The 26835-nt window shown below is 60.4% G+C and carries 24 protein-coding genes and 1 tRNA gene; 12 read left to right on the forward strand and 13 right to left on the reverse strand.

Features of this window, described 5'->3' with window-relative positions:
• The first annotated feature begins 14 nt into the window (after positions 1 to 14).
• A complete protein-coding gene (gene ald, locus N3C12_08590) occupies positions 15 to 1130 on the forward strand; it encodes an alanine dehydrogenase (GenBank protein ID MCX8072494.1) in 1116 nt (371 codons plus the stop codon).
• Positions 1131 to 1141: 11 nt separating this feature from the next.
• A complete protein-coding gene (locus N3C12_08595; protein MCX8072495.1) occupies positions 1142 to 2680 on the forward strand; it encodes a glycosyltransferase family 39 protein in 1539 nt (512 codons plus the stop codon).
• Positions 2681 to 2720: 40 nt separating this feature from the next.
• Here the strand turns inward: N3C12_08595 and N3C12_08600 are convergent, their stop codons facing one another.
• Positions 2721 to 3560, reverse strand: a complete 840-nt coding sequence (locus tag N3C12_08600) for an SDR family NAD(P)-dependent oxidoreductase (protein ID MCX8072496.1) — start codon at positions 3558 to 3560, stop codon at positions 2721 to 2723.
• A gap of 140 nt (positions 3561 to 3700) precedes the next feature.
• On the opposite strand from N3C12_08600, the gene N3C12_08605 reads away from it, so the two are divergent.
• Positions 3701 to 4015: an MTH1187 family thiamine-binding protein gene (locus N3C12_08605; GenBank protein MCX8072497.1), complete on the forward strand. Its 315-nt coding sequence runs from the start codon at positions 3701 to 3703 to the stop codon at positions 4013 to 4015.
• Positions 4016 to 4245: 230 nt separating this feature from the next.
• Here the strand turns inward: N3C12_08605 and N3C12_08610 are convergent, their stop codons facing one another.
• On the reverse strand, positions 4246 to 4701 hold the full coding sequence (locus N3C12_08610) for a universal stress protein (GenBank protein ID MCX8072498.1): 456 nt from the start codon (positions 4699 to 4701) through the stop codon (positions 4246 to 4248).
• A gap of 123 nt (positions 4702 to 4824) precedes the next feature.
• Between N3C12_08610 and N3C12_08615 the strand changes: the two genes are divergently transcribed.
• The 6 genes from N3C12_08615 (at position 4825) to N3C12_08640 (ending at position 10423) form a co-directional block, all read left to right on the forward strand.
• Complete coding sequence (locus tag N3C12_08615; protein ID MCX8072499.1) at positions 4825 to 6033, forward strand: CoA transferase; 1209 nt, start codon at positions 4825 to 4827, stop codon at positions 6031 to 6033.
• On the forward strand, positions 6030 to 6806 hold the full coding sequence (locus tag N3C12_08620; protein MCX8072500.1) for an HAD-IA family hydrolase: 777 nt from the start codon (positions 6030 to 6032) through the stop codon (positions 6804 to 6806). Before N3C12_08615 ends, N3C12_08620 begins: the two co-directional genes overlap by 4 nt.
• A 7-nt stretch (positions 6807 to 6813) precedes the next feature.
• Complete coding sequence (locus tag N3C12_08625; protein MCX8072501.1) at positions 6814 to 7593, forward strand: RNA methyltransferase; 780 nt, start codon at positions 6814 to 6816, stop codon at positions 7591 to 7593.
• A gap of 19 nt (positions 7594 to 7612) precedes the next feature.
• Positions 7613 to 7825, forward strand: coding sequence for a hypothetical protein (locus tag N3C12_08630; protein ID MCX8072502.1), 213 nt, complete (start codon positions 7613 to 7615; stop codon positions 7823 to 7825).
• Positions 7822 to 9195, forward strand: coding sequence for a M48 family metalloprotease (locus tag N3C12_08635; protein MCX8072503.1), 1374 nt, complete (start codon positions 7822 to 7824; stop codon positions 9193 to 9195). Before N3C12_08630 ends, N3C12_08635 begins: the two co-directional genes overlap by 4 nt.
• Before the next feature lie 88 nt (positions 9196 to 9283).
• Positions 9284 to 10423: an acetyl-CoA C-acyltransferase gene (locus N3C12_08640; GenBank protein ID MCX8072504.1), complete on the forward strand. Its 1140-nt coding sequence runs from the start codon at positions 9284 to 9286 to the stop codon at positions 10421 to 10423.
• A gap of 315 nt (positions 10424 to 10738) precedes the next feature.
• Here the strand turns inward: N3C12_08640 and N3C12_08645 are convergent, their stop codons facing one another.
• Genes N3C12_08645 through N3C12_08655 form a run of 3 tightly spaced genes read right to left on the reverse strand, consistent with a single transcriptional unit; the run spans position 10739 to position 13951 of the window.
• On the reverse strand, positions 10739 to 12082 hold the full coding sequence (locus tag N3C12_08645; protein MCX8072505.1) for a patatin-like phospholipase family protein: 1344 nt from the start codon (positions 12080 to 12082) through the stop codon (positions 10739 to 10741).
• Positions 12083 to 12142: 60 nt separating this feature from the next.
• Positions 12143 to 12868 carry an NDP-sugar synthase gene (locus tag N3C12_08650; protein MCX8072506.1) on the reverse strand — a complete coding sequence of 242 codons (726 nt, stop codon included), beginning with the start codon at positions 12866 to 12868 and terminating at the stop codon, positions 12143 to 12145.
• Between the two features lie 12 nt (positions 12869 to 12880).
• The gene (locus N3C12_08655; GenBank protein MCX8072507.1) at positions 12881 to 13951 is read right to left on the reverse strand and encodes a phosphotransferase; all 1071 of its coding nucleotides are present in this window, start codon (positions 13949 to 13951) and stop codon (positions 12881 to 12883) included.
• A 293-nt stretch (positions 13952 to 14244) separates the two neighbouring features.
• Between N3C12_08655 and ileS the strand changes: the two genes are divergently transcribed.
• The 3 genes from ileS to N3C12_08670 all read left to right on the forward strand — a co-directional run bounded on the left by ileS (position 14245) and on the right by N3C12_08670 (position 19179).
• Positions 14245 to 17058, forward strand: a complete 2814-nt coding sequence (gene ileS / locus N3C12_08660) for an isoleucine--tRNA ligase (protein ID MCX8072508.1) — start codon at positions 14245 to 14247, stop codon at positions 17056 to 17058.
• A complete protein-coding gene (lspA, locus tag N3C12_08665; GenBank protein ID MCX8072509.1) occupies positions 17051 to 17554 on the forward strand; it encodes a signal peptidase II in 504 nt (167 codons plus the stop codon). The genes ileS and lspA overlap by 8 nt, the downstream gene beginning before the upstream one ends.
• Before the next feature lie 188 nt (positions 17555 to 17742).
• A complete protein-coding gene (locus N3C12_08670; GenBank protein ID MCX8072510.1) occupies positions 17743 to 19179 on the forward strand; it encodes a coniferyl aldehyde dehydrogenase in 1437 nt (478 codons plus the stop codon).
• A gap of 84 nt (positions 19180 to 19263) precedes the next feature.
• Here N3C12_08670 and glnA read toward each other — a convergent pair whose 3' ends face one another.
• The 8 genes from glnA to rsmB all read right to left on the reverse strand — a co-directional run bounded on the left by glnA (position 19264) and on the right by rsmB (position 26831).
• Complete coding sequence (gene glnA, locus N3C12_08675) at positions 19264 to 20676, reverse strand: type I glutamate--ammonia ligase (GenBank protein MCX8072511.1); 1413 nt, start codon at positions 20674 to 20676, stop codon at positions 19264 to 19266.
• A 75-nt stretch (positions 20677 to 20751) separates the two neighbouring features.
• A complete protein-coding gene (locus N3C12_08680) occupies positions 20752 to 21090 on the reverse strand; it encodes a P-II family nitrogen regulator (GenBank protein ID MCX8072512.1) in 339 nt (112 codons plus the stop codon).
• Positions 21091 to 21176: 86 nt separating this feature from the next.
• On the reverse strand, positions 21177 to 22490 hold the full coding sequence (locus N3C12_08685; GenBank protein MCX8072513.1) for an ammonium transporter: 1314 nt from the start codon (positions 22488 to 22490) through the stop codon (positions 21177 to 21179).
• 176 nt (positions 22491 to 22666) lie between these two features.
• The gene (plsY, locus tag N3C12_08690) at positions 22667 to 23260 is read right to left on the reverse strand and encodes a glycerol-3-phosphate 1-O-acyltransferase PlsY (protein MCX8072514.1); all 594 of its coding nucleotides are present in this window, start codon (positions 23258 to 23260) and stop codon (positions 22667 to 22669) included.
• Complete coding sequence (locus N3C12_08695) at positions 23257 to 24300, reverse strand: SH3 domain-containing protein (protein ID MCX8072515.1); 1044 nt, start codon at positions 24298 to 24300, stop codon at positions 23257 to 23259. The genes plsY and N3C12_08695 overlap by 4 nt, the downstream gene beginning before the upstream one ends.
• A 44-nt stretch (positions 24301 to 24344) precedes the next feature.
• A tRNA-Pro gene (locus N3C12_08700) sits at positions 24345 to 24421 on the reverse strand.
• Between the two features lie 347 nt (positions 24422 to 24768).
• The gene (rpe, locus tag N3C12_08705) at positions 24769 to 25446 is read right to left on the reverse strand and encodes a ribulose-phosphate 3-epimerase (protein MCX8072516.1); all 678 of its coding nucleotides are present in this window, start codon (positions 25444 to 25446) and stop codon (positions 24769 to 24771) included.
• Entirely contained in the window at positions 25443 to 26831 is a 1389-nt protein-coding gene (gene rsmB / locus N3C12_08710) for a 16S rRNA (cytosine(967)-C(5))-methyltransferase RsmB (protein ID MCX8072517.1), read from the reverse strand. Before rsmB ends, rpe begins: the two co-directional genes overlap by 4 nt.
• Positions 26832 to 26835 lie beyond the last annotated feature (4 nt).

Consider the following 26835-nt stretch of genomic DNA (forward strand, 5'->3'; position numbering starts at 1 on the left):
GCAAAGTTGCACCCATGATCATCGGTGTGGTGAAGGAAATCAAACCCGAGGAAAATCGTGTCGCGCTGACGCCGAGCGGAGCTGCAGCGCTGGTGCAACACGGCCACGAGGTGTGGATCGAGCGCGGCGCCGGTGCGAACAGTGGCTTGTCCGATCGCGAATATGAGCAAGCAGGCGCGCACGTGGCGCGCTCGAGCCGCGAGGTGTGGCAGCGCGCCGAGTTGATGCTCAAGGTTAAGGAGCCGCTTCCCCCAGAATATCGCTTTCTGCGGCCCGGGCTGGTGCTGTTCACGTACCTGCATCTCGCGGCGAATCCCGAGCTGACACGCGAGCTTTGCCGTCGCGGGGTGCGCGCGCTCGGTTACGAGACCGTGGAACTCGACGACGGCTCGCTCCCCCTGCTCGCACCGATGAGCGAGGTGGCCGGCCGTTTGGCCATCCAGGTGGGCGCATGGTGCCTGCAAAAACAAAGTGGGGGGATTGGCATTTTGCTGAGCGGTGCGTCGGGCGTGCGCCCCGGTAAGGTTGTCGTGCTCGGAGCCGGGACAGCGGGCAGTAACGCCGCGCAAATTGCCTTTGGACTTGGGGCGCACGTGAGTGTGATTGATTCCAACCCCGCCAAGTTGCGTTATCTCCATGACATTCTCGGCGGGCACATCACGACAGTCATGTCGAACCGTGCAAACATTGAAGAGGAAGTACGCAGTGCCGACCTGCTGATTGGCGCTGTGCTGGTGCCAGGAGCTCGTGCTCCCAGGCTGGTTACCCGCGCCATGGTGCGGCGCATGCGGCCAGGATCGGCGATTGTGGACATCTCCATCGACCAAGGCGGCTGCGTGGAAACCTCTCGACCGACGACCTTGGATCAACCCACGTACGTCGCGGAGAACGTGGTGCACTACTGTGTGACCAACATGCCGAGCATCGTTCCGCGCACCTCGACGTTTGCCCTCACCAACGTGACTTTTGCCTATGCGTTGGAAATTGCCGACAAGGGGTTGATGCGCGCGTTGCGGGAAAATCAACCCTTGCGGCGGGGAGTCAACGTGTTCGATGGGCACGTCGTACACTCGGCCGTTGCCGCCGCCGTCGGCCTCCCGCAGATGCCGCTCGAAGACCTGGTGGAATAGCTCGAGGTTCCATGAGTCCCGTAAGCCAGAGTCAACGACTCCCGGACAAGGCCCTGACGTGGGTGGCTTACGGGCTCCTGGTGGGGCTCGCGGCGTGGCTGCGCTTGCGCGGTTTGGCTTGGGGCGCACCGTATGTCTATCACGCGGACGAACATTATATCCTCAACGCCGCTCTCCACATGGTGCGGGAGGGCACGCCCAACCCGGGATTTTTCCAGTACCCTTCGCTTCTGCTGTACATGCAGGCCTCGCTGGTGGCACTGTTGCAACCGTGGTTGAAGGTCGACTTGCACATCGACCCCACTGCGCGGGGATTGGGCCCGTGGGACGTTCCCCCGGAGCACTTTCCCTTCATTCTCGCTGGTCGAGCGGTCGTCGCGGTGGCCGGGATTGCCTCCGTGATCTTGCTTGCGTGGTTATGGCGGAGGTGGTTCGGCTCTGCGGCGGCGCTGCTCGCCACGGGGTTGCTCGCGGTGTCCCCGCTCCATGTGGAGCACAGCCACTACCTGACCACCGACGTGCCAGCCATGCTTTGGGTCCTGCTTGCACTGTTCTGGTCCGCCTACGGGAGGGACCAGCCGAGGGCGTTGGCAACGGCTGCCGTGGCTGCGGGGTTGGCAGCGTCAACCAAGTATCCCGCGGGGATGGTGTGGCTTGTGGTCCTCGTTTCCGCGGTTTCGAGTCAGCGCCCATGGCAGGCGGTGGTCGTATCCTTCGTTTGCTTTGTAACTGCCTTTGCACTGACGAGCCCGTATGTCGTACTCGATCCACGACGGGCGTGGGCCGATCTCTCCATCGTACGCCACAACTACGCAAGCGGTCCTTGGTCGCCCTGGAATTTGTGGTTTTACTTGTCGTACCTTTGGCACACGGCGTTAGGGCCAGCGGCCTCGGTTTTAGCGCTGGTTGGCATGATTGTTTGGTGGCGGTCGCGCTCGGTTGGCGGCGGGGCGTGCCGTGTAGCGGGTGCAGCCTTGCCCTGGCTCTACGTGGTGTACTTGTCGACTTGGTCGGTGCGGTTCGAGCGCAATCTTCTGCCAGTCCTGCCCTTTGCCTTGCTGTTCCTTGGCTTGGCAGTAGCCCGTCTCGAGTTAGTCGTCGTTTCTGGGCGCCGCCTGCGCGCCGTGCTGGCGCTGCTTTTTGTGGCTGTGGCGTGGCTTCCGCTGCGGCACAGCGAGGCTCTGGTGGAGCGGTTTCTTCTTCCCGACACACGTACGCTTGCTCTCCAGTGGATTGAGGAACATGTGCCGAGCGGAGCGCACATCGCTCGTGAGGAGTATACCCCGCAAGTGTCCGGTAGCCGTCATCGAGTAACCTTTGTTCAGGTTTTGGGCACGCGCCCCTATGGTTGGTTTCTCGGCGAGGGTGTCGACTACATCGTCGTCAGTAGCCTAATTTATGAGCGTTACCGGCAGGTGCCGAGCATCTTTGGTTTGTACGAGTTCGTGTTTGCCCTGCTTCCCTTGGTCGCGGAGTTTCAACCGAGCGCGACGGTGGCCGGTCCGACCATCCGCATTTATCAGGTGCCGCGGTGGCGAGACGATTCGTAGTGCCTCGTGGTCGGCGAATTCTCTCGCGCTGATCTCTTCGTCAGGGTGAAGGCGCACCCGCGAGTCGTGCTAGCCAACGATTGAGCGAGCGAAGGAGTGTGGGGCTCAACCGCTTGAGGTAATACATGATCCACGCTTCGGGTGAGATGGGCGCCACCGCACGGTTGCGCTGCACCGCTTTGAGAATGTTTTCTGCCACACGTTCCGGCGGATAATTCCGCCGTTCGTAAAAGGCGACCATGCGTTGCCGTGCTTCCTCGGTCGCACCGGGGCCGCGCAAACGCGCCGTGCGGGTGATGGGCGTGTTGATGATGCCCGGGCACACCGCTGTCACCCCGATGCCGTAGCGCGCAAGCTCCTCGCGTAGTGCTTCGCTCAAACCGAGAACGGCGAACTTCGTGGTTGCGTACGCACACAACGGTTCGGTGGCTACGTAGCCGGCTGCAGAAGAGACATTGATCACGTGGCCACCCTGGCCGCGGGCAATCATCTGCGGCAGGAAGAAATGGCAACCGTGCACCACTCCCATCAAGTTGATGCCGACGATCCAGTCCCAATCCTCCAGCGTCGTGTCGCGGAAGCTGGCTCCCAGGCCCACTCCGGCATTGTTCATCAAAATGTCCACGGCGGCGACGCGCTCGTGTACCGCCGCGGCGAACTCGCGCATGTCGTGACGCGAAGCCACGTCCACCCGTTGGAAATACGCCTCGCGTCCGAGGTCACGGATGCTCTCCGCAGTGGCTTCGAGACCCGATTCATCTACGTCGCACAGCACCAAGTTGGCCCCGCGCCTTGCTAAAGCGAGTGCAGTGGCCTTGCCGATGCCGCTGGCGGCGCCGGTCACTAAGGCAGTCTTTCCGGTGAGATTTCGCACGTCCATGCTCAGTGCGTGAGCCAAGTGAAGTTGCGTGTTCCTCTACGCGGGGTGCGGGTTTGTGGCAAGATGCCGTGCGGGAATGTGGGACTGCGAATTGACGGCGTTGCTTGGGGGCCGTAAAGCTGGCTCTAAGGAGGGTGGTCATGGCGCTGATCGAAGTGAGTGTCGTACCCGTGGGAACGAATAGCCCGAGCATCGGCGATTATATCGCGGATGCCGTGCGCGTGTTGGATGACGCTCGTGTGCCCTACGAAATTTCCGCGATGGGTACTCTGTTCGAGGCCACTTTAAAGGAAGCCCTGCCGCTGATCCAAAAGATGCACGAAGCCGCCTTCAAGCGTGGGGCCTTGCGCGTGTTGAGTACGATCGTCGTGGACGATCGGCGGGACAAAGTCGTGACGATGAAGAGCAAAGTTGCAAGTGTGAAGCGCCGCTTGAGGCGCACGGCACGTAAGTAGGTTCCGGGCGCACCGAAGGTCAGCCGAAGCCCTGGCCCAGAGGAGATGCCGTACTTCCGCCTGCTGGACCCACCGTTCCTCGTGAGATCAAGCAGAGGTCGCCGCTCGCCACCTGGGCGCAAGGAGCGCAGACTGCTCCTGCCGCTCGAGGAGGAGCAAACTCCGCAGGCGGTGCTTACTGAGGGTTGCCGAGGGCGGTCATCCCAGCGTCGCCGCGAGGCTACGGAAATTCACCGGCGACGAGCACGCCGAACGGTCAGCACGGGGCAAGGTGCCAGCCGGACCACGCGCTCAGCGACGCTTCCTAACAACGCATGAGCCAGGCCGGTGCGGCCATGTGTGGCCATGATGATCAGGTCGGCTTTGATGCGCTTGGCGGTATCGGCAATAACTTGCGCTGGTGAGCCGCTCTTGATCAGTGTCTGCACCTTGGCTCCCTGGTTGGCGAATTTAGTGGCGAGGTCCTGCAACTGTGCCTCGGCCGCTTTGCGTTGCTCTTCGATTAACAAGGCGAGGTTCGGGCTTGCCGCGTACATATCTGCTGGGGATGCGTAATAAATCGGTTCGATCACGTGCAGGAGTACGAGCTGGGCTTTGAAGGGGGCGGCGAAATTGCGGGCGTACTCGGCTGCGCGCAAAGAGTCCTTGGAAAAATCCACGGGCACCAAAATCTTTTTGAGTTGCATGTCCACCTCCACGCCCCGCCATAGCACAACCGCGAATGCTGGGGACCAGGGTTGCGTTGTCTCCTGCTCTCTTCAAACGCAGGCGGAACTGTGGCAGGGTGCGAATGTGCTCGGGAGGTGCACATGCGCAAGGTGTTAGAGGGGGTTCGGCTCATCGAGGTTGCCGAGTGGTTCTTCGTTCCTGGCGCGGGGACGGTTCTGGCCGATTGGGGAGTCGATGTCATCAAGATCGAGCACCCAGTGCGTGGCGACCCTCTGCGCGGCTTGATCCACTCTGGTATGGTTCCCGGTGCGAGCGGCCTCAACTTCTTCATTGAAAACGGCAGCCGCAACAAGCGCAGTGTAGGCCTCGATTTAAACAGTGAACGAGGCCGCGAGGTGCTGTATCGCCTGGTGGAAAAGGCGGACGTCTTTTTGACCAACTTTTTGCCCGCAGCACGCCGTCGGCTAAAGATCGACGTCGACGATCTCCGTCGGATCAATCCCAAGCTGATTTATGCGCGCGGCACTGGGCAGGGCCCGCTCGGCCCCGAGGGCGAGCGCGGCGGGTTCGATGCTGGATCGTTTTGGTGTCGCGGCAGTGTGGCGCACATGCTGACGGAGCCCGGCAAGCCGCCGGTCATGCAGCGTGCCGCGTTCGGCGACACGATCGGGGCCACCTTCATCGCTGGCGGGATCGCTGCTGCCTTGTATCACCGGGAGAAGACAGGAGAGCCTACGGTTGTGGACGTTTCGTTATTGGGCACCGCAGTCTGGTTGATGGCCCCGGACATTTTGGCCGCGCGCGCCTTGGGCCGGGAGCTGCCCCACGGCGATCGAAGTCGCGCCCCAAACCCGTTGATGAACACCTACCTTTGCCAGGACGGGAAGTGGCTCATGCTCATGATGCTCACCCCTATCCGGCATTGGGAGGAATTTTGCAAGGCGATCGAACGGCTCGATTTGTTGGAAAGATACCCCCTTCCGCGGTGGGTGGATGAATCCGTGCGCCAAGAACTCGTGCGGGAGCTCGACCGTCACTTCGCCACGCGTCCACGCGCTGCTTGGATCGAGCGGCTGTTGCAGTTTGACACCTTACACGCCCCGGTGCAGACGCCCTTGGAGGTGCTCGAAGATCCGCAGGTCAAGGCAAATGGCTACCTGGTGGATTACGTGCATCCGCAGCACGGCCCATTTCAGGTCGTCTCGAGCCCGGTCCAATTTGATCAGGAGCCGACCGAGGTCCGTCGCGTAGCTCCGGAGATGGGGCAAGACACCGAAGAGGTTTTGCTGGAGCACGGCTACTCTTGGGAGGACATCGCTCGCTTGAAGGAGACACAGGTCATTCCTTGAGTTTGCGTGGAGGCGGACTGCGGATTCGAGCCGTCACGTTCGACGCCGCCGGCACATTGATCGAGCCGAGCGAACCGGTGGGGGAGACATACGCCCGGATCGCGCGCGCGTGCGGTCTCGCGGTCGATGCGGAGCTTTTGGAGACGCGCTTTCGCGAAGCCTATGGCAGCGCTCCACCATTGTGTTTTCCCCGCCTTCCACAGGCAGAACTCGCGCAAGCCGAGCGGCGTTGGTGGCGCGACATTGTCGGCCGTGTGTTCGCCGACTTCCCTGCCGCCAAAGTGGACGTTGTCTTCGAGCGCTTGTTTTCCCACTACGCACAAGGAGCCGCTTGGCACGTGTTCCCTGACGTCTGGCCCACGCTGCAGGCCCTTCAGGAGCGGGGCGCCGTCCTCGGCATTGTTTCCAACTTCGATAGTCGCCTATTCAACGTATGCGCGGAACTGGGCTTGGAGCCCGTGTTCCGCACAATTGTGGTGTCGTCACGGGTGGGCTTTGCCAAACCGAACCCCGGGATCTTCCGCCGGGCATTGAACGAACTTGGAGCCCGTGCCGAGGAGAGCTTGCATGTCGGTGACTCCTGGGGTGACGACGTCGGTGGTGCGGAGGCTGCCCGGATGTGGGCCCTCTGCGTGGATCGTACGCGCCCTGCGCGCGGACAATGGATCGACGATTTGCGGGCCGTGATCCCGTGGCTGGATCAGTTTGAGTACGGTAGTCGGCGCGCCATTACTGAGCCCATGCCTGCGCCACGCACGGATCGTGCTAAATAGCTCGTCGATGAGCTTAGACCGTGTACGAATCATCCTAGTGCGTCCCGCGGGGGCTGCCAATGTGGGTGCAGTGGCGCGGGCGATGAAGAACATGGGCCTGAGCCAACTCGTGCTCGTGCAGCCGCGTTTTCGCAATCGGTTTTGGGTGCGAGCGATGGCGGTGCACGCAGGCGACATTGTGGAGCAGATGCGCGTGGTGAGCGACCTGGCGGAGGCGGTGGGGGAGTGCGGGTTGGTGGTTGGGACGACCTGCCGGGCTGGCCTCTACCGAACGCCCACCGGAACAGCCCGGGAGCTGGCCGGACAGATCGTGAGCTGTGCCCAAAACAACCTAGTCGGGCTGGTGTTCGGACCCGAAGATCATGGTCTTCCGAATGAAGACATCAAACTGTGCCACCGCTTGCTCACGATCCCGGCAAGCCCAGCCTATCCATCGCTCAACTTGGCGCAAGCAGTGATGGTCGTCTGTTACGAGTTGTTTCTTGCCGCACAGGAGGGGCGAAGTGTAGAGCCGGCGCTTCAGCTCGCCCCCGCGCGCGATGTCGAGTTCATGTTCCAGCGACTGCGTGCGGCGCTACTACGCATTGGCTATTTGCACCCCCAAAATCCCGATCACATTTTGTTTGCCTTCCGCCGCATCCTCGGCCGGGCGGGTTTGGAAGCACGGGACGTCAAAATCCTTCTCGGGTTGGCGCGGCAGATTGAATGGTACGGTGCGGGGGGCTGGAAGGTGCGAAAAGGCGCACAGGATCAGGGGGCGCGTGCGCACTCGGGTGACAACAGTTGAGTCAGAGGGGCTAGCGATCATGGCCACGATCATTCCGTTTCAGCAACTAATCGAACGACGGGCGCGCCAGCAAGCACGCGGGGTGCACGAAGAATGCGTGAGAATTCTCCGGTGCAATTGCGCGTTTGCTCGGCAGATGTGTGAAGTCGCCGTGGGCTTTGAGCAAGACGTGTGGCGCCGGCGGGTTGCCGTCCTCGACGGACTGCTGCGCTACGCCGAGCGTTGGTTATGAGGTGGAGCTCCGCACAGACTCGTTTTGCGGTCGTTGCTGTGTGTGCCGTCGGGAGCTTGGGGGGCGCAGTGAGAGTTGGGGCGTGGGACACGGGCGAGGAGATTCGTCTCGCCCGGCGGTTCGAGTTGCAAGCTCGGGCTCGGCTGCCGCTGGTTTCGGACGTCGAGGCACTCGAGTACGTGAGCCGAATCGGTGGGCGCATTGTGGCTAGTTTGGGGCCGCAACCGATTTCTTACCGGTTTTACGTGACCCGCGATGCGCGGGTGAACGCGTTCGCGGTACCGGGAGGGGTCATTTACGTCAACGCGGGCCTGCTGCTACGCGCCGAGTCGGACGACGAAGTGGCTGGCGTTCTCGGCCATGAAATCGCGCACGTTCACGCGCACCATTTGGCACGCCAGCAGGAGGCAACCCAGATTCTTAACTATACTTCATTGCTGGGCATATTGTTGTCGACGGTGCAGCCCGCCGTCGGTGCTGGAGCCGTCGCCCTGCAGGCGGCAACGCAACTCCGTTACCAACGCGAGTTCGAGCAAGAGGCAGATTACCAAGGTGCCCGTTTTATGAAGCAGGCAGGGTTCAACCCCCGCGGCATGCTGCAGTTTTTCCGAAAGTTGTCGGAGGACCAGCGTGGGTCGGCAGCAGTGGCGACGCCGTATTTGCTGTCGCATCCGCTGACAGAAACGCGCCTCGCGAATCTCGAGGCGCTGCTCAAAGAGCATGGCTGGGAGGGCACATCTCAGAGCTCGCCGAATCTGTTACTTGCCCGCGTGCAGGTTCGATTGCGGACATTGCTAGAGCCCGCGGCGGACGTTGTGGAGCAATACCGGCGGCGCGCTGCGGAGAAACCTGAGGACGCCGCGAGCCAGTACCTGTGGGGGCTGGCATTGCTGTTCGCTGGACAGCCCGACCTGGCCATGACGGCCTTCGAGAAAGCACGGGAGCTCGGATTGACCAATGGAGAGCGAGAAATTGGTCGCGCTTGGCTCGCGCGCCGCGATCCAGCCAAGGCAGCCCAGTGGCTACTGCAGGCGGTGGAAAAGGATCCGCAAGATGCCGTCGCGCATTACGAGCTCGCGCAAGCGCTGCGCGCATTGGGGGAAGATGGGTCGGCGGAGCATGCTTTAGAGCGAGCGGTCGCCCTGGTGCCGAACTTCGAGGAGGCGACACAAGCATTGGGAACGCTAGCTGGAAGGCGAGGCGAGGAAGCGAAAGGCCTGTATTACCTTGGCCGAGCAGCTTACTTGCGCGGTGACCTGGAGCAGGCGGTCAGTTACTGGGAGAGGGCCTTGCCACTGTGGCCAGGGGATAGCGAGCGCGGTGCGGAAATTCGTGAGGCATTGGCCGAGATGCGTACCTTGCGTCGTTAGCGAGTCCTTTCCCACCCCCCTTCCTTGACTGAGCGATGCCCCGTTGGCAGCAGCTTTAGAGAACTGATTTTGGGAGGTTGCCCATTTCATGAGAGAAGCCTTGATTATCGATGCCTGTCGAACACCGCGCGGGCGGCGCAAGGGAAGCCTGGCGGAGGTCCATCCGATTGACCTGTTGTGCGTTCCTCTGCGAGCGCTCGTGGAGCGCAACCAACTCGATCCCCACCACATCGACGATGTGGTGATCGGTTGTGTTACGGAAACGGGCGAGCAAGGCACGAACATCGCCCGGGGCACCGTGCTCGCGGCTGGCTGGCCGGTAGATATCCCGGCGGTGACGCTCAACCGCTTTTGCGGCTCCGGACAGCAAGCCGTGAATTTTGCGGCGATGGCCGTGCGCTCGGGTGCGCAGGACTTGGTTGTTGCAGGTGGCGTGGAAAGCATGACCCGTGTGCCCATGGGCTCCGACATGGGGCCGTTACCTGCGTCGTTGCTCGACAAGTACAATCTAATCCCGCAGGGCTTGTCGGCCGAGTTGGTTGCTGACAAGTGGAACTTGAGCCGCGAAGAACTCGACGAATTTGCTTTAGGTAGTCAGCAGAAAGCGTGGCGGGCCATCCAAGAGGGACGGTTCAAAAAAAGCATTGTCCCTGTACCGGTGAGCCAAAACGGAGAGTCCCGCTTGTTCGACACCGACGAGCATGTGCGCCCGCAATCGACCTTAGAGGGCTTGCTTGCGCTGCAACCGAGCTTCAAACCCGGTGGGAAGATCACGGCGGGCAACTCGAGCGGGATCGTCGACGGTGCTGCGGCTGTACTCATTGCATCGGAAAAGAAGGCGCAGGAACTGGGGCTGCGCCCGCGGGCTCGCATCGTGGAACAAATGATTGTGGGTTCCGACCCGATCTTGATGCTCACCGGGCCGATCCCGGCGACAAAAAAGGTGTTGGCCAAGGCGGGTATGAAGATCGACGACATCGATCTGATCGAGATCAATGAGGCATTTGCCTCGGTGCCTTTGTGTGTGATGCGGGAGACGGGGATGGACCCCGAAAAGGTCAACGTGAACGGTGGCGCCATCGCTTTGGGGCATCCATTGGGAGCCACAGGCGCGATGTTGATCGGCACGGTGCTCGATGAACTCGAGCGTCAAAACAAGCGTTTCGGGCTCGTGACCATGTGCATCGGCATGGGCATGGGCATTGCCACGATCATTGAGCGTGTGTGACCAGTCTCTGCCAAAAGACTGGTGAACCGAGGAGATTGGGTGCGGGCTGAACGGTGGTTCCCTCAAAGCGCGGGCGCGGGTCGTTCCGAAGGCCGCCCGCTTCCGCACCAGCGGGTCAGGAAGAACTTTCGTAGCCTTCCTCGTTTACCGAAGAACGCCGCGCGATTCATGTGCTGCCATACGGCCCACCCGAGGCTTTCTGAGTCGGGCGCGGAGAGAGGAAGCAGGTAAATAAACCGGCCGGAACCGCAGTGTTCGCGTGGTCCCGGCGGAAAATTTTGCGAAGAAGCTGACCCGGAGACCGCACGCTGACAGCTAGGCGACATGAAGCTGGCGCCGTGGCGACTCTTCGGTAAGGACCGGAGAGGCTTCTTCCTCGCCCGCCTCCCGAATGCGCTCGACTCCTGCGCGCACCTGCTTGCGCGTCATCGAGATGCCGTAGCTGGCAAGAATTTGCTTGATGAGATCGTAGTTGTGCTCAATGGACTCGCTAACGGAAATGTACCCATGGTTCGCGGCCGCCACTCGTTGCCAGAAGGCAAGTGCGCTGAGCTCGAAGAAGTGCAGGTCGGTCTCCTGCGGTTCGATCACCACGATGTCTCCGCGGAAGTTGGGGTCGTCCTGATATTGCCGCAGCCCGTACTGCAGGCGTGAGTGGAGTAGCGTGCGGAACACTTGGTTGATGACGGTAAACAAACCCATATCCGCCAGAGGCTTTCCCTCCATGCGGTACGTACCGTTCTCGCGGATGCGGCGCACGCGGTTGTTGAACGGGCGGAAGGGGTTGTAGCAAATCACCAAGTCCGCCCCATGCTCAATGGCAACATCGATGTTCGCCGTGCGGCGTACCCCACCGTCGACGTAGTCCACTCCCCGGATGCGAGCGGGCTTATAGAATCCGGGCAATGCCGTAGAGGCTTGCACTGCCTCGGAGATCGTCAAAGACGTATCTTCATCATGCCCGAACACCACCCGCTCGGCGGTGTCCAGATTCATGGCGCTGATGTAGAGTTCTTTGCCGGTCCGCCGATAGAGCCCCACGAAATCATTCGGCATACCGGCAGCTTCGAAGTTGCGCCGCAAGTAGCGCTCAATCGGGCTGTTATCGAACAACCCCGAGGGTAGGTAATCGAGCGGGGAGGGAAGTCCGCGCTGTTTGGCCAGTAGGGTGCCAATCGGGGCTAGTGCCGCTTGTAGATTTTTCACCGATGGTTTTTTCCATACCCGATCAAGGGAGTCCTCGAGTTCAAGTTTGAGGCGCGGCAAGGAGCGCAATACGTCAGCCAGCAGATTCGGGAGGTAGCAGGCCACATCGAGTGCAAATTGCGCGGGCTTGCTGAGGAACTCGCGCAAATTTGGGTAGTAAAAGTCCCACGCTTGCAGCGGGCTAAAGTGCTCCGACTCCCCTGCGAGACTGCGCATCATCTCCGCTGGGCTCACCCCCGCAGCCAAAGGTGCGGAGAGCACAGCACCAGCACTCAGGCCAACGTAGGTGTCAAAGTCGGTCGTCTTCCGGTTTACAAGGAAGTCATCCAGGGCTTTGAGCCCGCCCAGCTTGAACCCGCCCCCAGTGACAGCCCCTCCTGCTAGAACCAGGGCCACCTTGGCCTTACGCTTGCGTTCGCTGAGATTGCTTTTTTGAACAATGGTGATTCCCATGAAACCTCGCTGTTCTTTAGGCAACAGCAATGCAAAACTTCGGCCTCGCCATCTGGTGTGTCAAGACGGGGGCAATCCGGCGCGGCGCGCGGCGATTTCGCGGCAGCCAATCTCAAAGTCTTCGTGAGTATCGAGAACCCGCCAGTAGCCAGTGTGCTCCTTGGCAAACACCGGTTTGTTCTCCGCAAGTAGGTGGGGTAGGACGTCGCGGGTGAGGCTGTAAATGCCCGAAGGCAAAAACTCGAAGATTTCTGGGCTACACACCATGACGCTAGCGTAAAAGTAGCGTTGACAGCGGCGCGCAAGGTCGGGAGCAGGTGTATGGCCCAAAATGCCGCGCACCCGCCCATCGGCATCCACGCGTACGTCGTCCTTACGGCGACCCGTTGGGTCGGGCCGCACCCACAGAGTCGTGAGTGCAGAGGAGCGGTGGTGGAAGTCAATGAGGCTACGGAGATCGCCTTCGAGGTAGACGTCAGCGTTCACGACAACGAAGGGTTGCCCACAGAGGTACTCTCGAGCCGCTGCGATGCCTCCACCTGTGTCCAGGAGTTGGGGCTCGACGGAATAGAAAATCTTCACTCCGTACCTCTCACCGTTGCCGAGAAGCGCCCGAATTTGGTCGCCTAAATAGTGCAGGTTAATGACGACCTCGTGGATGCCCGCGCCCGCAACCAGCTCGAGCGCGTATGCGATCATGGGGCGGCCGGCAACCTCGAGGAGCGGTTTAGGCACTTTTTCGGTGAGGGGGCGAAGCCGCGTGCCGAATCCCGCGGCGAGAATCATGGCGCGCATAGTTCAGTGCGGGAAATGGACGTGGACGGCCCGAGCCAGCGTGGGAAATTCCGGGAAGCGGGGCAAAAGGCGACGAATTTGCCTCAACGTCCCGGGGATGTAGCGCAGATACTGCGGCTTGCGTTTCGCCTCTGCCAGGTAATGGAACCGTCCGACAACCTTGAGCGCCTTTTGTAAGGCGCAGAGGTAGTAGGTTTGCGTGAAATGGGTGGGATCGAGTGGTGGCCCGCCGTGTGCGTGCCATTGCGTGAGGTAATAGTCGATCAAGCGACGCTCGCGTTCGCTTGTGAGTACCGTGGGCGTGTCTCGATCTCCCAGTAACGTGGCTAGATCGTAAGCTGGGGTGGCGAGCAGGGCATCCTGAAAATCGATCACGCGTAGCCTTTGTTCGGGCTGAACGAACAGGTTCCAGGAGTGAAAATCTCGATGGGCAAGATAGCGCGGTTGAGCGTCTAAGCGCGACGCTATCTCCTCGAATTCAGTCTCGAGAGACTGTCGCTCGCTCGGGGAGAGTGTGCGTTCCTGCCGATCAAGGCCCCACTCCAGAAAATGATGGCACTCCCAAAGATAGAGGCGGGCATCGAATTCTTGTTGGAAGGCGATACAGTCGGCCGTCCGCTGCGCGGTTCCCTTGATTTGGAGAAGGAGAAGTTGGTCGATCGCCGCCTGAAAGTAGGCGGTGATGCGGTCTTCTTCCGAAGTCTCGGAAACAGCATGCCACAGTGTGCGGTCGCCGACATCTTCGAGTAGAAGAAGGCCCTCGTGCGACCAATCCGCATAGAGGAGGGGCACATCCACCCCCACCCGGCACAGGAAGCGGTACACATTTACGTAGGGCAACTCGGTGAGGGTTTCGGGCAGCATGGCGAGCTCATCAGAGGAAATGGAAACGCCTCGGTCAGCAAGCCACATAACCACGGCTGTTGGTGGTGCCTCAGGGCCGGAGAGCCGGAGCCGCTCGTAACTGCGAGTGGAAGCATCGCCGGCGAGCGGGTGTCGCTGATCAATTTGGGTGTAGCTGCCGAAGGTGGAGCGAACGGCTTGCTCCAGGAGATCGAGGCGATGTTCTTTCACGACTTCGGCGTACTACCAAGAAAAACCCCAAGGAGACAAGGAGATGGTGGGTGTGGTCTCGTTGCACGGCGAATCGATGGAGGTGCGCGGCTCCCGAGGTATCAGGGATCAGGGATCAGGGTTCAGGATCAGCGACGAGCTTTTGTAGGATCCCTACCGGTACAACGCCGCGAGATGGATGTCGGATACTATGCCTAGCCTTGGCCATGATGCGTTTGAAATCTCGGCGGCCGCCCTGCTAGAACGCGCGCTTCAGATTTTTTCCTGCTGGTTCGCGATGGCGAGACACCGGGATGGATTACAAAGAGACCCTTAACCTACCGAAGACAAGCTTTCCCATGCGTGCTAACCTCCCCGAGCGCGAGCCTGGGTGGGTGGAGCGATGGGAGCAGGAGCACTTGTACGAACGGCTGTTGCAGGCCACCGCTGATCGACCACTGTACGTTCTGCACGATGGTCCGCCCTATGCCAACGGGCATGTGCACTTGGGTACCGCTCTAAACAAGGTTGTCAAAGATATTGTGCTCAAATCGAAGCTCATGGCCGGGTACAGGGTGCCGTTTGTGCCGGGTTGGGACTGCCACGGTATGCCCATCGAGCACCAAGTGATGAAAGAGCTCGGTGCGAAGGGGCGATCGTTGAGCCAACTGGAAATTCGTCGCCGTTGCCGGGAGTACGCGGAAAAGTTCGTCAACATTCAGCGTGAAGAATTTAAGCGCTTAGGCGTGGTTGGGGACTGGGGACAGCCGTACCTGACCATGTCTCCGGATTACGAGGCACAGATTGTCCGCGTGTTTCGTGAGCTCGTCGAGGGCGGATATATCTACCGCGGCTTGCGGCCAGTGCACTGGTGCACAACCTGCGGGACGGCGCTGGCCGAAGCCGAGGTTGAATATCACGAGCATGAATCTCCCTCGATTTACGTGCGCTTCCCGTTTATTGGCTCACGCGAGGATGCGGAAGCCCTTGCCAAGCGCCCGGAGGATCGCCCCCTGTTGCGGGACCATGCAGACCATCTCTTCGTGGTCATTTGGACGACTACGCCCTGGACCCTACCTGCAAACCTGGCCGTTTGTTTGAATCCGCACCTGGACTATGTAGCCCTGGCAATTGACGACGCCTTGTACGTCGTAGCCGAACGGCTGGCCGATGCGTTTCTCGCCGCAGTCGGCCGCTCGGCCAAGGCCCGCATCCCTGTAGATTTACGATCGCTCGATGGGCGGGACATCTTCCGCCACCCCTTCTTCGATCGTGCGGCCCGACTGGTGTTCGAATCCCATGTGACGGCAGACGTGGGCACGGGATGTGTCCATACGGCGCCCGGCCACGGCTACGAGGACTTCGCGGTCGGTCAAAAGTATGGTTTGCCGGTGCTGACACCTGTGGACGGCGCTGGCCGGTTCACAGATGAGGCCGGGCCGTTTGCCGGGCGGCAGGTGTTCGAGGCCAACGATGACATTGTGGGCTTGCTGGTGCAGAAGGGGCACCTGCTGAAAGGAGAGCGGCTGAGTCACGCCTACCCCCACTGTTGGCGATGTAAGGAGCCGTTGATTTTTCGCGCCACCGAGCAGTGGTTTTTCCGCGTGGATCATCAACAGTTGCGCGAGCGTGCGCTCGGGCAGATTGACCAGGTTACATGGATTCCCGCCTGGGGGCACGATCGGATTTACAACATGGTGCAGCACCGGCCCGACTGGTGCTTGTCGCGGCAGCGTGCCTGGGGAGTGCCGATCCCAGCTTTCCGTTGCGTGCAATGTGGCGAGTTTCTGTTCGACCCGGACACAATTCGCCACGTCGAGGGCGTATTTGCCGAGCGTGGTTCGGACGCTTGGTACGAGCTCCCGGCTAACGAGCTGCTTCCCCCAGGGAAAACCTGCCGCTGTGGGGGCAGCTCCTTTGAAAAGGATCACAACATCCTCGACGTTTGGTTCGACGCTGGGTGCTCGCACGTGGCAGTGTTGGAGCGCCGCCCAGAGCTCCACTGGCCGGCAGAGCTGTACGTCGAGGCGGTCGACCAGCACCGCGGGTGGTTTCAAGTGTCGCTCTTGACCTCGGTTGCGACGAGGGGGGCTGGGCCGTATCGAGCAGTGCTCACGCACGGGCTTATTCTGGATGAAGCGGCGAAGAAGATGTCTAAGTCGTTGGGCAATGTGGTGTCGCCCGAGGAAATTATTCGCCAGCACGGTGCGGAGGTGCTCCGCCTCTTGTTTGCATCCGTGGATTACACGGCAGACGTTTCGTTCTCAAAAGCCTTACTGGCGCCACTGCTGGAATCGTACCGGAAGATTCGCAACACGTGCCGCTTCTTGTTGGGGAACTTGTACGACTTTAATCCCGAAACGGACCGCGTGCCTGTGCGCGATCTCCCAGAGCTCGATCGGTGGATTTTGCACCGCGCCGCCGAGTTCAACGAGCGGGTGCAGCGTGCCTACGAGCAGTTCCAGTTCCACCAGGTCGTGCAAAATTTAGTGAACTTTTGCGCGGTGGACTTGAGTGCCCTGTACCTCGACATTGTGAAGGACCGCCTGTACACAGCCGCTCCTGCGTCGCGTGCCCGTCGTGCTGCGCAAACGGTGCTCTTCGAACTTTTGGATACGTTAGTTCGGGTTATGGCACCGATCCTGTCGTTCACGGCGGAAGAGGTCTTTAGTTATGTTCCGGGCCGGAAAGGGGAGAGCGTGTTTCTGCTCAGTTTCCGTAAAGATTTGCCGCGAGACGCAGAGCTCAACGCGCGGTGGGAGAAATTGTTCGAGGTACGGGCTGCAGTGACCAAGGCATTGGAAGACGCCCGCCGGGCAGAGATGATTGGGCACTCGCTGGATGCTCGCGTTCGGCTGTACGCTGGTGGGGCGTTAGGAGACCTTGTCCAGCGCTATCTTCCGGAGTTGCCTGCCGTGTTTATCGTGTCGCAAGTAGAATGGGCTCCGGAGCTGGATGCAGACGCCGCGAGTCCCGTGCTCCAAGGCGTCCGTGTCCGAGTTGAGCCCGCGCGAGGTCGGAAGTGCGAGCGGTGCTGGAATTACAGCGAGTCCGTGGGGCAGGATGTGGATCATCCTGGACTCTGCCAGCGGTGCGTCGAAGTGGTCAGGGCCCTGCCGCATGGGTAAGTACGGTTTCGTTCTGGGGCTCGCTACGGCGATCGCCGTTCTCGATCAAGTCACGAAGTGGATGGTGGTGGCCTGGTTACCATTGCACACGACGATTCCAGTGATCCCAGGGTTTGCCGAATTGACCCATGTGAAAAATACCGGCGGCGCGTTTGGCTTTTTGGCCGGAGCTCATGAAGCATGGCGGCTCCCGTTCTTCTTGGGGGCCTCGCTCGTCGCCATATTGTTGTTGTGGCAAGTCGTCCGGCGGGCACGTTCAGAGGAAAAAGGGGTTTTGTTTGCGGTGGGCAGTATTTTGGGTGGGGCGGTGGGCAATCTCATTGATCGTGTCCGTGTGGGTGCAGTGACGGATTTCATTTCCCTGCATTGGCGGGAGTATTACTGGCCAGCATTCAACGTGGCCGATTCGTTTATTTCCATCGGGGTCGCGGTACTGGTGTGGCAATCCTTGCGCACCGGGCGGACGGAGACCGCCGCCTCAAAGGAAAACGGTTAGCTTTGCCTCTAGATTTGGTGTCGTTCCCGAAAATAGCGCGGCTGCGTGGGGGCGCGGGACTGCTCGGCCGAATCGGCGGATCGTTAACGCCTTGGTCTGCTTGAGTCTGAACCCCAGCAGTGCAAAGGGGAGTCCATGTGTAGGCTTGCCACAGGCGGCGAGCGACCACCGGAGCAAGGAGGCGAACCATGGCGCAAACGGCACAAGTTCGGAAACTCGAGGTTGTAGAAAACGAGGCGCAACGGATTTTTTTACTGCAGCGGCAGGCGTATTTGCGGCAACCGTATCCTAGCCTCGAGGAAAGGCTGGAGAACCTGGGCAAGCTTGAGAGGATCTTGCTTGATCACGCGGACGCGATTGCCGACGCCGTGCGGCAGGATTTTGGGCACCGCTGTGCAGAGGAAACCAAAATGCTCGAGTTGTTCGGTTGTGTGGACGGGATCCGGTACACCCGCAAGATGCTCAAGAAATGGGTGCGCCCGCAACGGCGAAAAGTCTCGCCGATGTTTTTTCCGGGCAGCAATCGCGTGATTCCTCAGCCAAAGGGTGTCGTGGGAATTATTTCGCCGTGGAACTATCCAGTGTTCCTCACGATCAGCCCGCTGACGAGTGTGCTCGCGGCTGGCAACCGTGCGATGATCAAAATGGCGAGCAACTCGCAAACCGTTTGCCGGCTGTTGGCGGAGAAATTTCGCGCAGTATTTCCCGAAGATACCGTGGCGATTCTCCCTGGGGTGCGGCCTCAGGAGTTTTCGACGTTGCCGTTCGACCATTTGATTTTCACGGGCTCGGCGGATGCTGGAAAGACCGTGATGCGCAACGCGGCGGAGCATTTGACTCCGATCACCCTGGAGCTCGGCGGCAAGTCGCCGACGATTGTTTGTGATGACTTCGACTTAGAAGAGGCAGCGGAGCGGATTCTTTACGGCAAGTACATCAACGCGGGGCAGACTTGCTTGGCTCCCGACTACCTGTTCGTGCCCGCGAAGAAGCGGGACCAGTTCGTAAACATCGCCAAGCAAATCATGAGTCGCCGTTACCCGGATCCTGATGACGAGTCGTACACTTCGGTAATCGACGAGCGCTCGTTCCGGCGCCTGCGAGCGACGTTGGAGGATGCTGAGCGCAAGGGTGCGCAAATCGTCCCGCTGGTGCCTAAGGCAAGCTTCAATGAGTTGCTGCGCAAGATTCCACCCACCTTGGTGCTGAATCCTACCGACGATATGCGGATCATGCAGGAGGAGATCTTCGGACCGCTCTTCCCGGTGAAAACGTACGAGGACCTGGACGAAGTGATTGCCTACATCAATGAGCGCGACCGGCCTTTGGGCCTTTACATTTTTACACACGACAAGGCGAAACAGGAAAAAATCCTGTATCGAACGTTGTCCGGCGGGGTGACAATCAACCACACCATCTTGCACGTGGCGCAGCACGACCTGCCGTTCGGCGGCATCGGCGCAAGTGGGATGGGCCAATATCACGCTTACGAAGGCTTCTTAGAATTCAGCAAGTTGCGCCCGGTATTCCACGCGCCGCGGTTTTCCCTGTTGCGGCTCATGTACCCGCCGTACCGCCGCTGGCACCGGCGTGCGATCGATTTCCTCCTGCGCTACGCCCGCTGAGCGTCTTGGAGCGCGTGCTGAGCAAAAAAGAAGGGGCGAGAGCTTGCGCGCTCTCGCCCCTTCGTACTTTGGGAATCGTTCAAATCACGAGTCAAAGTAGAGCGCGAATTCCCACGGATGTGGGCGTAGCCGCATGGCGCTCACTTCGTTAGCCATTTTGTACTCGATCCACGTTTCGATCACGTCTTCGGTGAAGACATCGCCTTGCAGCAAGAACTCGTGGTCGCGCTTGAGATTTTCCAGAGCCTCTTCCAGGCTTGCCGGCATGCTCGGAACGTCTTTGAGTTCCTCCGGTGTGAGCGAGTAAATGTCCTTATCCAGCGGGTCCCCAGGAGAGATGCGCTTTTGGATACCGTCGAGCCCAGCCATCAACATCGCCGCGAATGCCAGGTAACCATTGGCAGTCGGATCCGGGAAGCGAACTTCAATGCGCTTCGCTTTTGGGCTCGGGCTGTACATCGGGATGCGTACGGCGGCCGAGCGGTTGCGGCTGGAGTAGGCGAGGTTCACCGGTGCTTCGAACCCCGGCACGAGCCGGCGGTAGCTATTCGTCGTTGGGTTCGTGAAAGCTGCCAGGGCCGGCGCGTGTTTGAGGATCCCCCCAATGTAGTGCATGGCGAGTTCGCTGAGGCCTCCGTAGCGGTCGCCCGCGAATAGCGGTGTCTCGCCTTTCCAAATACTTTGGTGGGTGTGCATGCCGGAACCGTTATCGCCAAAAATCGGTTTGGGCATGAAAGTAACGGTTTTCCCGTGCCGTCGCGCGACGTTCTTGACGATATATTTGTACCAGTTCAGCGCGTCGGCCATTTTGACGAGAGGAAGAAAACGCAAGTCGATTTCGGCTTGGCCCGCAGTGGCCACCTCATGGTGGTGCTTTTCAACGCGCAGGCCAACCTGTTCCATCACTCGCACCATTTCGGAGCGAATATCCTGTTGGCTGTCGGTGGGGGGAACGGGGAAATAGCCTTCCTTGTACCGCGGCTTGTAACCGAGGTTCGGCTTCTCCTCGCGCCCGGTGTTCCACTGCCCCTCGATGGAGTCCAGGAAATAGTAGCCCGAGTGTTGGTCCTGCGCGTAGCGAATGTCGTCGAAGATGAAAAATTCGGGCTCTGGGCCGAAATAGGCAACATCGCCAATGCCCGTGGACTTGAGGTACGCTTCTGCCTTGCGCGCGATGTTCCGCGGGTCGCGGGAGTAATCTTCTTTGGTGAGCGGATCCACAATGTTCCCAATCAAGGACAGCGTCGGTTCCTGGAAAAACGGGTCGATCACAGCGGTCGTGGGGTCCGGGACGACGAGCATGTCGCTAGCATGAATCGGCTGCCAACCACGGATAGATGAGCCGTCGAAGCCCGATCCTTCTTCGAACAATTTTTCGTCCAACTCGCTCACCGGGATGGTGAAGTGCTGCCAGATCCCAAGAAAGTCGTTGAACTTAATGTCGACCATCGTGACCTTTTTCTCTTTTGCAAACTTGATCACCTCTTTCGGCGTCATGCCGAGCTTCCTCCTCCTTTGCCAAGTTATTCGATGGTTATGAAATGCGCCGCCGTCAGGCGGTTTCGCGCGATATTAAAGGGCGTCGGGCCCCCGTTCGCCGGTGCGGATGCGAACGACTTCCTCCACGGGCAGAACGAAGATCTTCCCGTCTCCGATGCGGCCTGTTTTGGCCGCCTTCATGATTGTTTCCACGACTTGGCTCACCATTTCGTCTTTGACAATGATCTCCAACTTCACCTTGGGCAGGAAGTCGACGACGTACTCAGCACCACGGTAGAGCTCCGTGTGGCCCTTTTGTCTCCCGAACCCTTTTACCTCGCTGACCGTAATTCCTTGCACGCCGACAGCGCTTAAAGCTTCCTTCACCTCGTCGAGCTTGAACGGTTTGATAATTGCCTCGACCTTCTTCATGCTGCCTCCTCTGGGCTTGCAGCCGATACGGTTTGTGTTGCACCCTCACATACGCCAGGGCTGTGGTGGAGTAAAGTTCGGCAGCCTCACAGGGAGTACGCACTCTCGCCGTGCTGTGAGAAATCGAGTCCTTCGACTTCCTCTTCGTCCGCCACACGAAGGGAGCCCAGAATTAACCGGGTGATTCCTAGGAGAAGCAGCGAGACGAGAGGCGCGAAAATGGCAACGAAAACGATTCCCTTGAGCTGCACGCCAATTTGCTGCCAATTGCTCTCGATCCCGCTGCCAAGGGTGACAGCGAAGATACCTGAGGCGAGGGCACCCCAAGCCCCGCCCAGGGCGTGCACCCCGAAGACGTCCAGTGAATCATCGTAGCCGAGGGCGGGCTTGAGCCAAGTGAGTGCAAAGTAGGAGATGAAAGTGACTCCAAGCCCCACGCCAATGGCTCCGAGAGGGCTGACGTTCCCACACGCGGGTGTGATGGCCACTAAACCAGCAACGGCCGCAGTTGCCGCTCCCAGGGCGGTGGGCTTACCGCGATGAAGCCATTCGAGGAGCACCCATGCTACGACGGCGGTTGCCGTGGCGGTGTTCGTGTTGGTGAAGGCCAGCGCGGCAAGCCCGCTGGCGCTAAGAGCGCTGCCAGCATTGAAGCCGAACCACCCCGTCCACAGTAAGCCTGCTCCGGTGAGACAAAGTGGTAGATTGTGCGGGGGAAGTGGCTCGCGCCCGTAGCCGCGCCGGGCACCAAGTACGATGGCAGCCGCTAGCGCCGAAAACCCGCTCGACATATGGACGACGAGGCCACCAGCAAAGTCGATCGCGCCGGACTTGAAGATCCATCCTTCCGCACCCCACACCATGTGGGCCAAGGGGCAGTAAACGCAAAGAAACCACAACGTGAGGAACACCACCCAAGCGCTAAAGCGCATCCGCTCCGCGATTGCCCCAAGGATCAACGCTGGGGTGATGATGGCAAACATCGCCTGAAACATCACAAACACGTACTCGGGAATTTGTCGCGGGGGAGACGCGAGGTTTTCCCAAGTGGAGTCGATCGTGACCCCCCGCAACCCGACCTTGGCAAGATCCCCGATGAACGGCCCACCGCCGCTGAACGCCAAGCTGTAACCCACCAACACCCACAGGAGACCGACGATCCCAGCGGAGATGAAACATTGCATGAGGACGTTGAGGACGTTTTTCGCGCGTACCAGCCCTCCATAAAAGAGCGCGAGGCCCGGCAACGTCATCATCAACACGAGGGCTGAGGCAGTCAGGACCCACGCAGTGTCTCCCGAGTCCACACCGCTTTCGGCCCGCACGGCCGCAGCAAGCAAGAATTGCACGCTGACACTAGTGAGCACTTGTCCAACGACTTGCGTGCGCTTTTTTTCCATGACCTTCCTCGCTCTCGTTCAGCTCCGTCCTCCGGGTTTCCCGGGAGCTGCAAATCGAGGGCCAAAGCTGTTCACGGGAGGGCGTAGTCCTCGATACTGAGCTAGGTGCTGCTCACAAAGCAAAGTGCTGCCCAACCAACAGGCAGTGCCCGCGGTAAGAGCAGACGACAGGGTGACTAGGAGTGTCGGAACGCGATCTTCGGCTCCGTGCCGTTCGCAATGCGGTAGAGGTTGTCGCGATGGCGGATCCAAATGAGGGTTGACATGAGCGCTGAGGCCAGCACGATCATGTTCGGGCAGCCATACAGCCACGCGAACAAGGGTAGCACGAGTGCGGCGCTCAAAGAGCCAGCGGATACGTAGCCGGTGCAATACACGGTTCCGAAGAAGACAAGCATTGCACCGAGCAGAGGGCCCGGCGCGACCACCAGCATTGCACCAGCCGCAGTCGCCACACCTTTGCCACCGCGAAACTTGAGAAACGGAGTAAACACATGCCCGCCAACGGCACCCAGTGCGGCGTAAGCCCCGACAGCGGGATCGGCAGCGCTCCGTTCCGCTAACAGGACGGGAATGGCGCCCTTGGCAGCGTCCGCGAGCAGCGTGCCCAGTCCGGCAACCCACCCCAACGCTCGCGCGACGTTGGTTGCTCCGATGTTGCCGCTGCCAACCCGCCGCACGTCCACGCTTCGAGCGCGGGCCAGGATCCACCCGAACGGTATGCTCCCGCAGGCATAGCCCACTACTAGCCAGAGCAGGCTCTCAGTCATTGGAATCGCAAGCGCCCGATGCGGCGTCGTTCAGCCCGGCGGGCATAGCGGCTGCCGCCAAACCACCCGAGCATGAAACCGACCGACCCTAGGAGCACGGCGAGCGGCGTCACCACGTGGTTATCTGCACTTGCGGCTGGGGAACCGGTGCCCCCTGCGTTACCTCCACCATCTTGGTGCATGAGCTCGGTGCCTGCGTTACGCTGCTCGATCAGCGCGCGCAAACGCAGGAGCTCTTCGCGGAGTTCCTGCGGGCAAGTTGCCAGGGAAGATGAGGGGTTTTGCTGTCGGCAAGCGGCTAATTGCTGGCGGGTGGCCAGCAACTCTGCCTCTAATTCGCTGAGTTGCTGCAATGCTTCGCCGATTACCGTTGGAGTAGCAGTTTCTCGTCTGGTTGCCTGTGTAGCGGGAGCAGTTGGCGTGATGTTGCCGACCGCTGGAGAGGTTACGGTAGGCGAAGGGGTTCGTGTGGGCGGAGCCGTGCGGGTCAAACTCGGGGAACGGGTGGGCGTGATGGTGCGTGTTGCAGTGAGGGTGCGCGTTGGAAACGGGGTGCGTGTCGCACGCGGCGTGCGCGTTGGCGGTGGCGTGCGGGTGGGGACAGGGGTCGGCATGATCGTCGCGACCTCCGAACGCACGCCTTGGTGCCAAGGCGTGGGTGGAAGATCCGACATTCCTGCGGGTTGGTCCCGCGGCGTCACGGTCGCCAGGCCGGGATGGGGCGCCTCCGGGAAAGAAAGAAAACGCGTGTGGATAAAGCCCACTTGGCCGCTCGCAGTGATAATTTGCGCCCAGTCGTCGCGTACCTCTTGCACTTCAACTGTGCTCCCGCTGGGGATCCGCGCAAATGGCGGAAATTGGTTTCCCGGTCCTCGCCGAATGAACACCCACTCGGTTCCGGTCACAATTGCTGTGCGCGCTTGAGCAGGGTTCGCACCGGCGTGCAGAGAAGCGAGAGCGGCAAGGCACCACAGTATCAGGGAAACAAGGTGACGCTGGATCCGCTGGGTCCATCGCTCCGATCGTGCCTGGTTGGTCATCCGTGGGCTCGGTTGTGACATCAGAAGAGACACTATCTGTAGAATGGTCGGGGTGACTGGACTTGAACCAGCGACCTCACGGTCCCGAACCGTGCGCTCTACCAGTCTGAGCTACACCCCGTTGCAGCGCGATGTTGAACCGGCGAACAGGAACGACGGGCGCTCATAACATAGGGGTGAGAATTTGCAACGAGTCGGCAAAGGGCAGATGTGACCGAACTGGCTACGGTCGCCGTGCTCTTGGTCTCCCTCGTGCTGGTGAAGGGGCACTCGTTAGGCGTGAGCGATCAGAGGACAGTGGAGGCGCCACTCTACGCAACCCCAGGCAAGCGATGGAGCAACGATTTGTTTAGAGAGACGCGGCAGGCCGGCGAGTTCCGTATTGGCGAGCCAATGTTTTGCGTGAGCCACTCCCGCTGCCGCGTGGAACGAGACACGTCTGACTCGTCATGGTCTAGGCATTGCCCCCTAGGAAGTTCTCTTGGCCTGAGCCTCTTCAGCCCGCCTCCGCATTTCGGCAATCGTCGCTGAGTAGTCGGGCGTTCCGAAAATGCCGGAGCCAGATACCAATACATCCGCTCCTACTTCCGCTACGGCCGCCGCGTTGTGCGCTTTGACTCCGCCGTCAACTTCAATGAGGAACGACAAACCGTGGCGAGCGCGAAACTCGGCTGCCGCACGAATTTTGTCCAACGCCTGCGGAATGAACTGCTGTGCGGCAAAGCCCGGATGAACGCTCATGATGAGGAGCATATCGACAATGGGCAACACTGGGAAAGCTCGCTGCAAGGGAGTTTCCGGGTTGACCACGACCGCCGGGTGCTTCCCGAGCGCCCGGATGTGCTCGACGAGTGCCCGGGTGTCGTGCGCCACTTCCACGTGCACCGAAATGTAGTCGCTCCCGGCCTCGGCGAACGCATCCAGAAAGCGCTCGGGATGCTCGATCATGAGGTGCGTGTCCAGTGGAAGCGGTGTGTGGCGGCGTACAGCCCGAACCACGTCTGGCCCGATGGTCAGGTTGGGCACAAAGTGGCCGTCCATCACGTCAAGATGAATCCAATCAGCACCGGCACGGGTGACCGCCTCCACTTCCTCGCCTAGGCGAGCAAAGTCAGCCGAAAGAATCGAAGCGGCAATGCGAATCACGGCGCGACGTTACCCTCGTCGTGGCGGCGCTGCAACCGCACAGCAAAAAAGCCATCGACATCGTGTCGATGCGGCATGGTGCGAAAGAAACCTTGCGAATCGACGAGTGCCTGGATTGAGGGCGGGAGCTGCTCGGGAATGCGGGAGAGGGCGAAATCCCGTCGCTCCGCCAGGAAGTGCGCGATTACCTCTTCATTTTCTTCCCGGAGCAGCGTACAGGTCGCATAAACAAGAAGACCTCCAGGCCGGGTCCAACGGGCGGCTTGCTGCAAGAGCTCTCGTTGCAGTTGCGCCAATTCTCGTACCGACTCCGAAGTGCGCCGCCAGCGGATTTCTGGATGCTCCCGTAAGGTGCCAAGCCCCGAGCAGGGGGCATCGAGCAATACGCGATCAAATCGCTGCTGTGCTTGGGGTTCCCAAAGCCGCGCGTCGGCCAGGTAGGGTTCGACGATGCCGATGCCTAAACGGCTGCATTCTTGCTGCACTCGCTCGATGCCCGGGCGGCTCGCGTCTACCGCGACGACGATGCCTTGATTGCTCATCAGCTCGGCCAGGTGTGTTGCCTTCCCTCCGGGTGCCGCGCACAGGTCCAACACGAGCTCGCCTGGCTGCGGTGCGACTAAGTAGCTGACCAGTTGTGCGGCCTCGCTTTGCACCGAGTACACGCCTTGCTCGAAGAGGGGATGGTGCAACGGGTCGAAGCCGCGCACCAGCACCGCATCCGGGGAGTAATTCCCCGGCTCCGCCTCTAGACCCTGAGCCCGGAACTCCCGCAGAAGATGCTCTCGTGTTCCCCGCAGCCGGTTTACCCGCAGGGCGGTGGGGGACACCTGGTTGTTTGCCTCCAACAGGAGCTCCGTTTCTATCTCGTCGTACTGGCTTAACCAGGCTTCGACGAGCCAGCGTGGATGCGAGTAGCGGACGCTGAGGTAGGCGGCGAGATCACGCTCTCGCTCTGGCAATGGAACATCTTTCCATCCTCGAGCGGCACGGCGGAGCACAGCGTTGACGAGCGGCACGGCGGCGCCGTGTTTGTGAGTTTTCGCCAAATCCACCGCGGTATCGACCGCGGCAAACGGCGGAACCTTGTCGAGAAAGCAGATTTGAAAGAGCGCAAGACGCAGCAGGACGCGAATTGGCGGATCCAATTTTTCCAGCGGCTGATGGCAAAACTGCTGAAGCAAGTAGTCGAGATACAACTGCCACGCGAGGGTCCCGTACACGAGGCGAACCGCGAGTGCGCGGTCTTTGGCGGTGAGTGACGCTGCCGAGAGGGTTCGCCCCAGGACGGCGTCGGCGTGAGCACCCGTTTCAACGCGTTGGAGCACGCGCCAGGCGAGTAGCCGTGGGTTTGTGTTCGTGGGCGCCCTTTGCTCCCCGCTCATGGAG

The sequence above is a fragment of the Candidatus Binatia bacterium genome (genome assembly GCA_026415395.1).
In the GTDB taxonomy this organism is placed as follows: domain Bacteria; phylum Desulfobacterota; class Binatia; order HRBIN30; family HRBIN30; genus HRBIN30.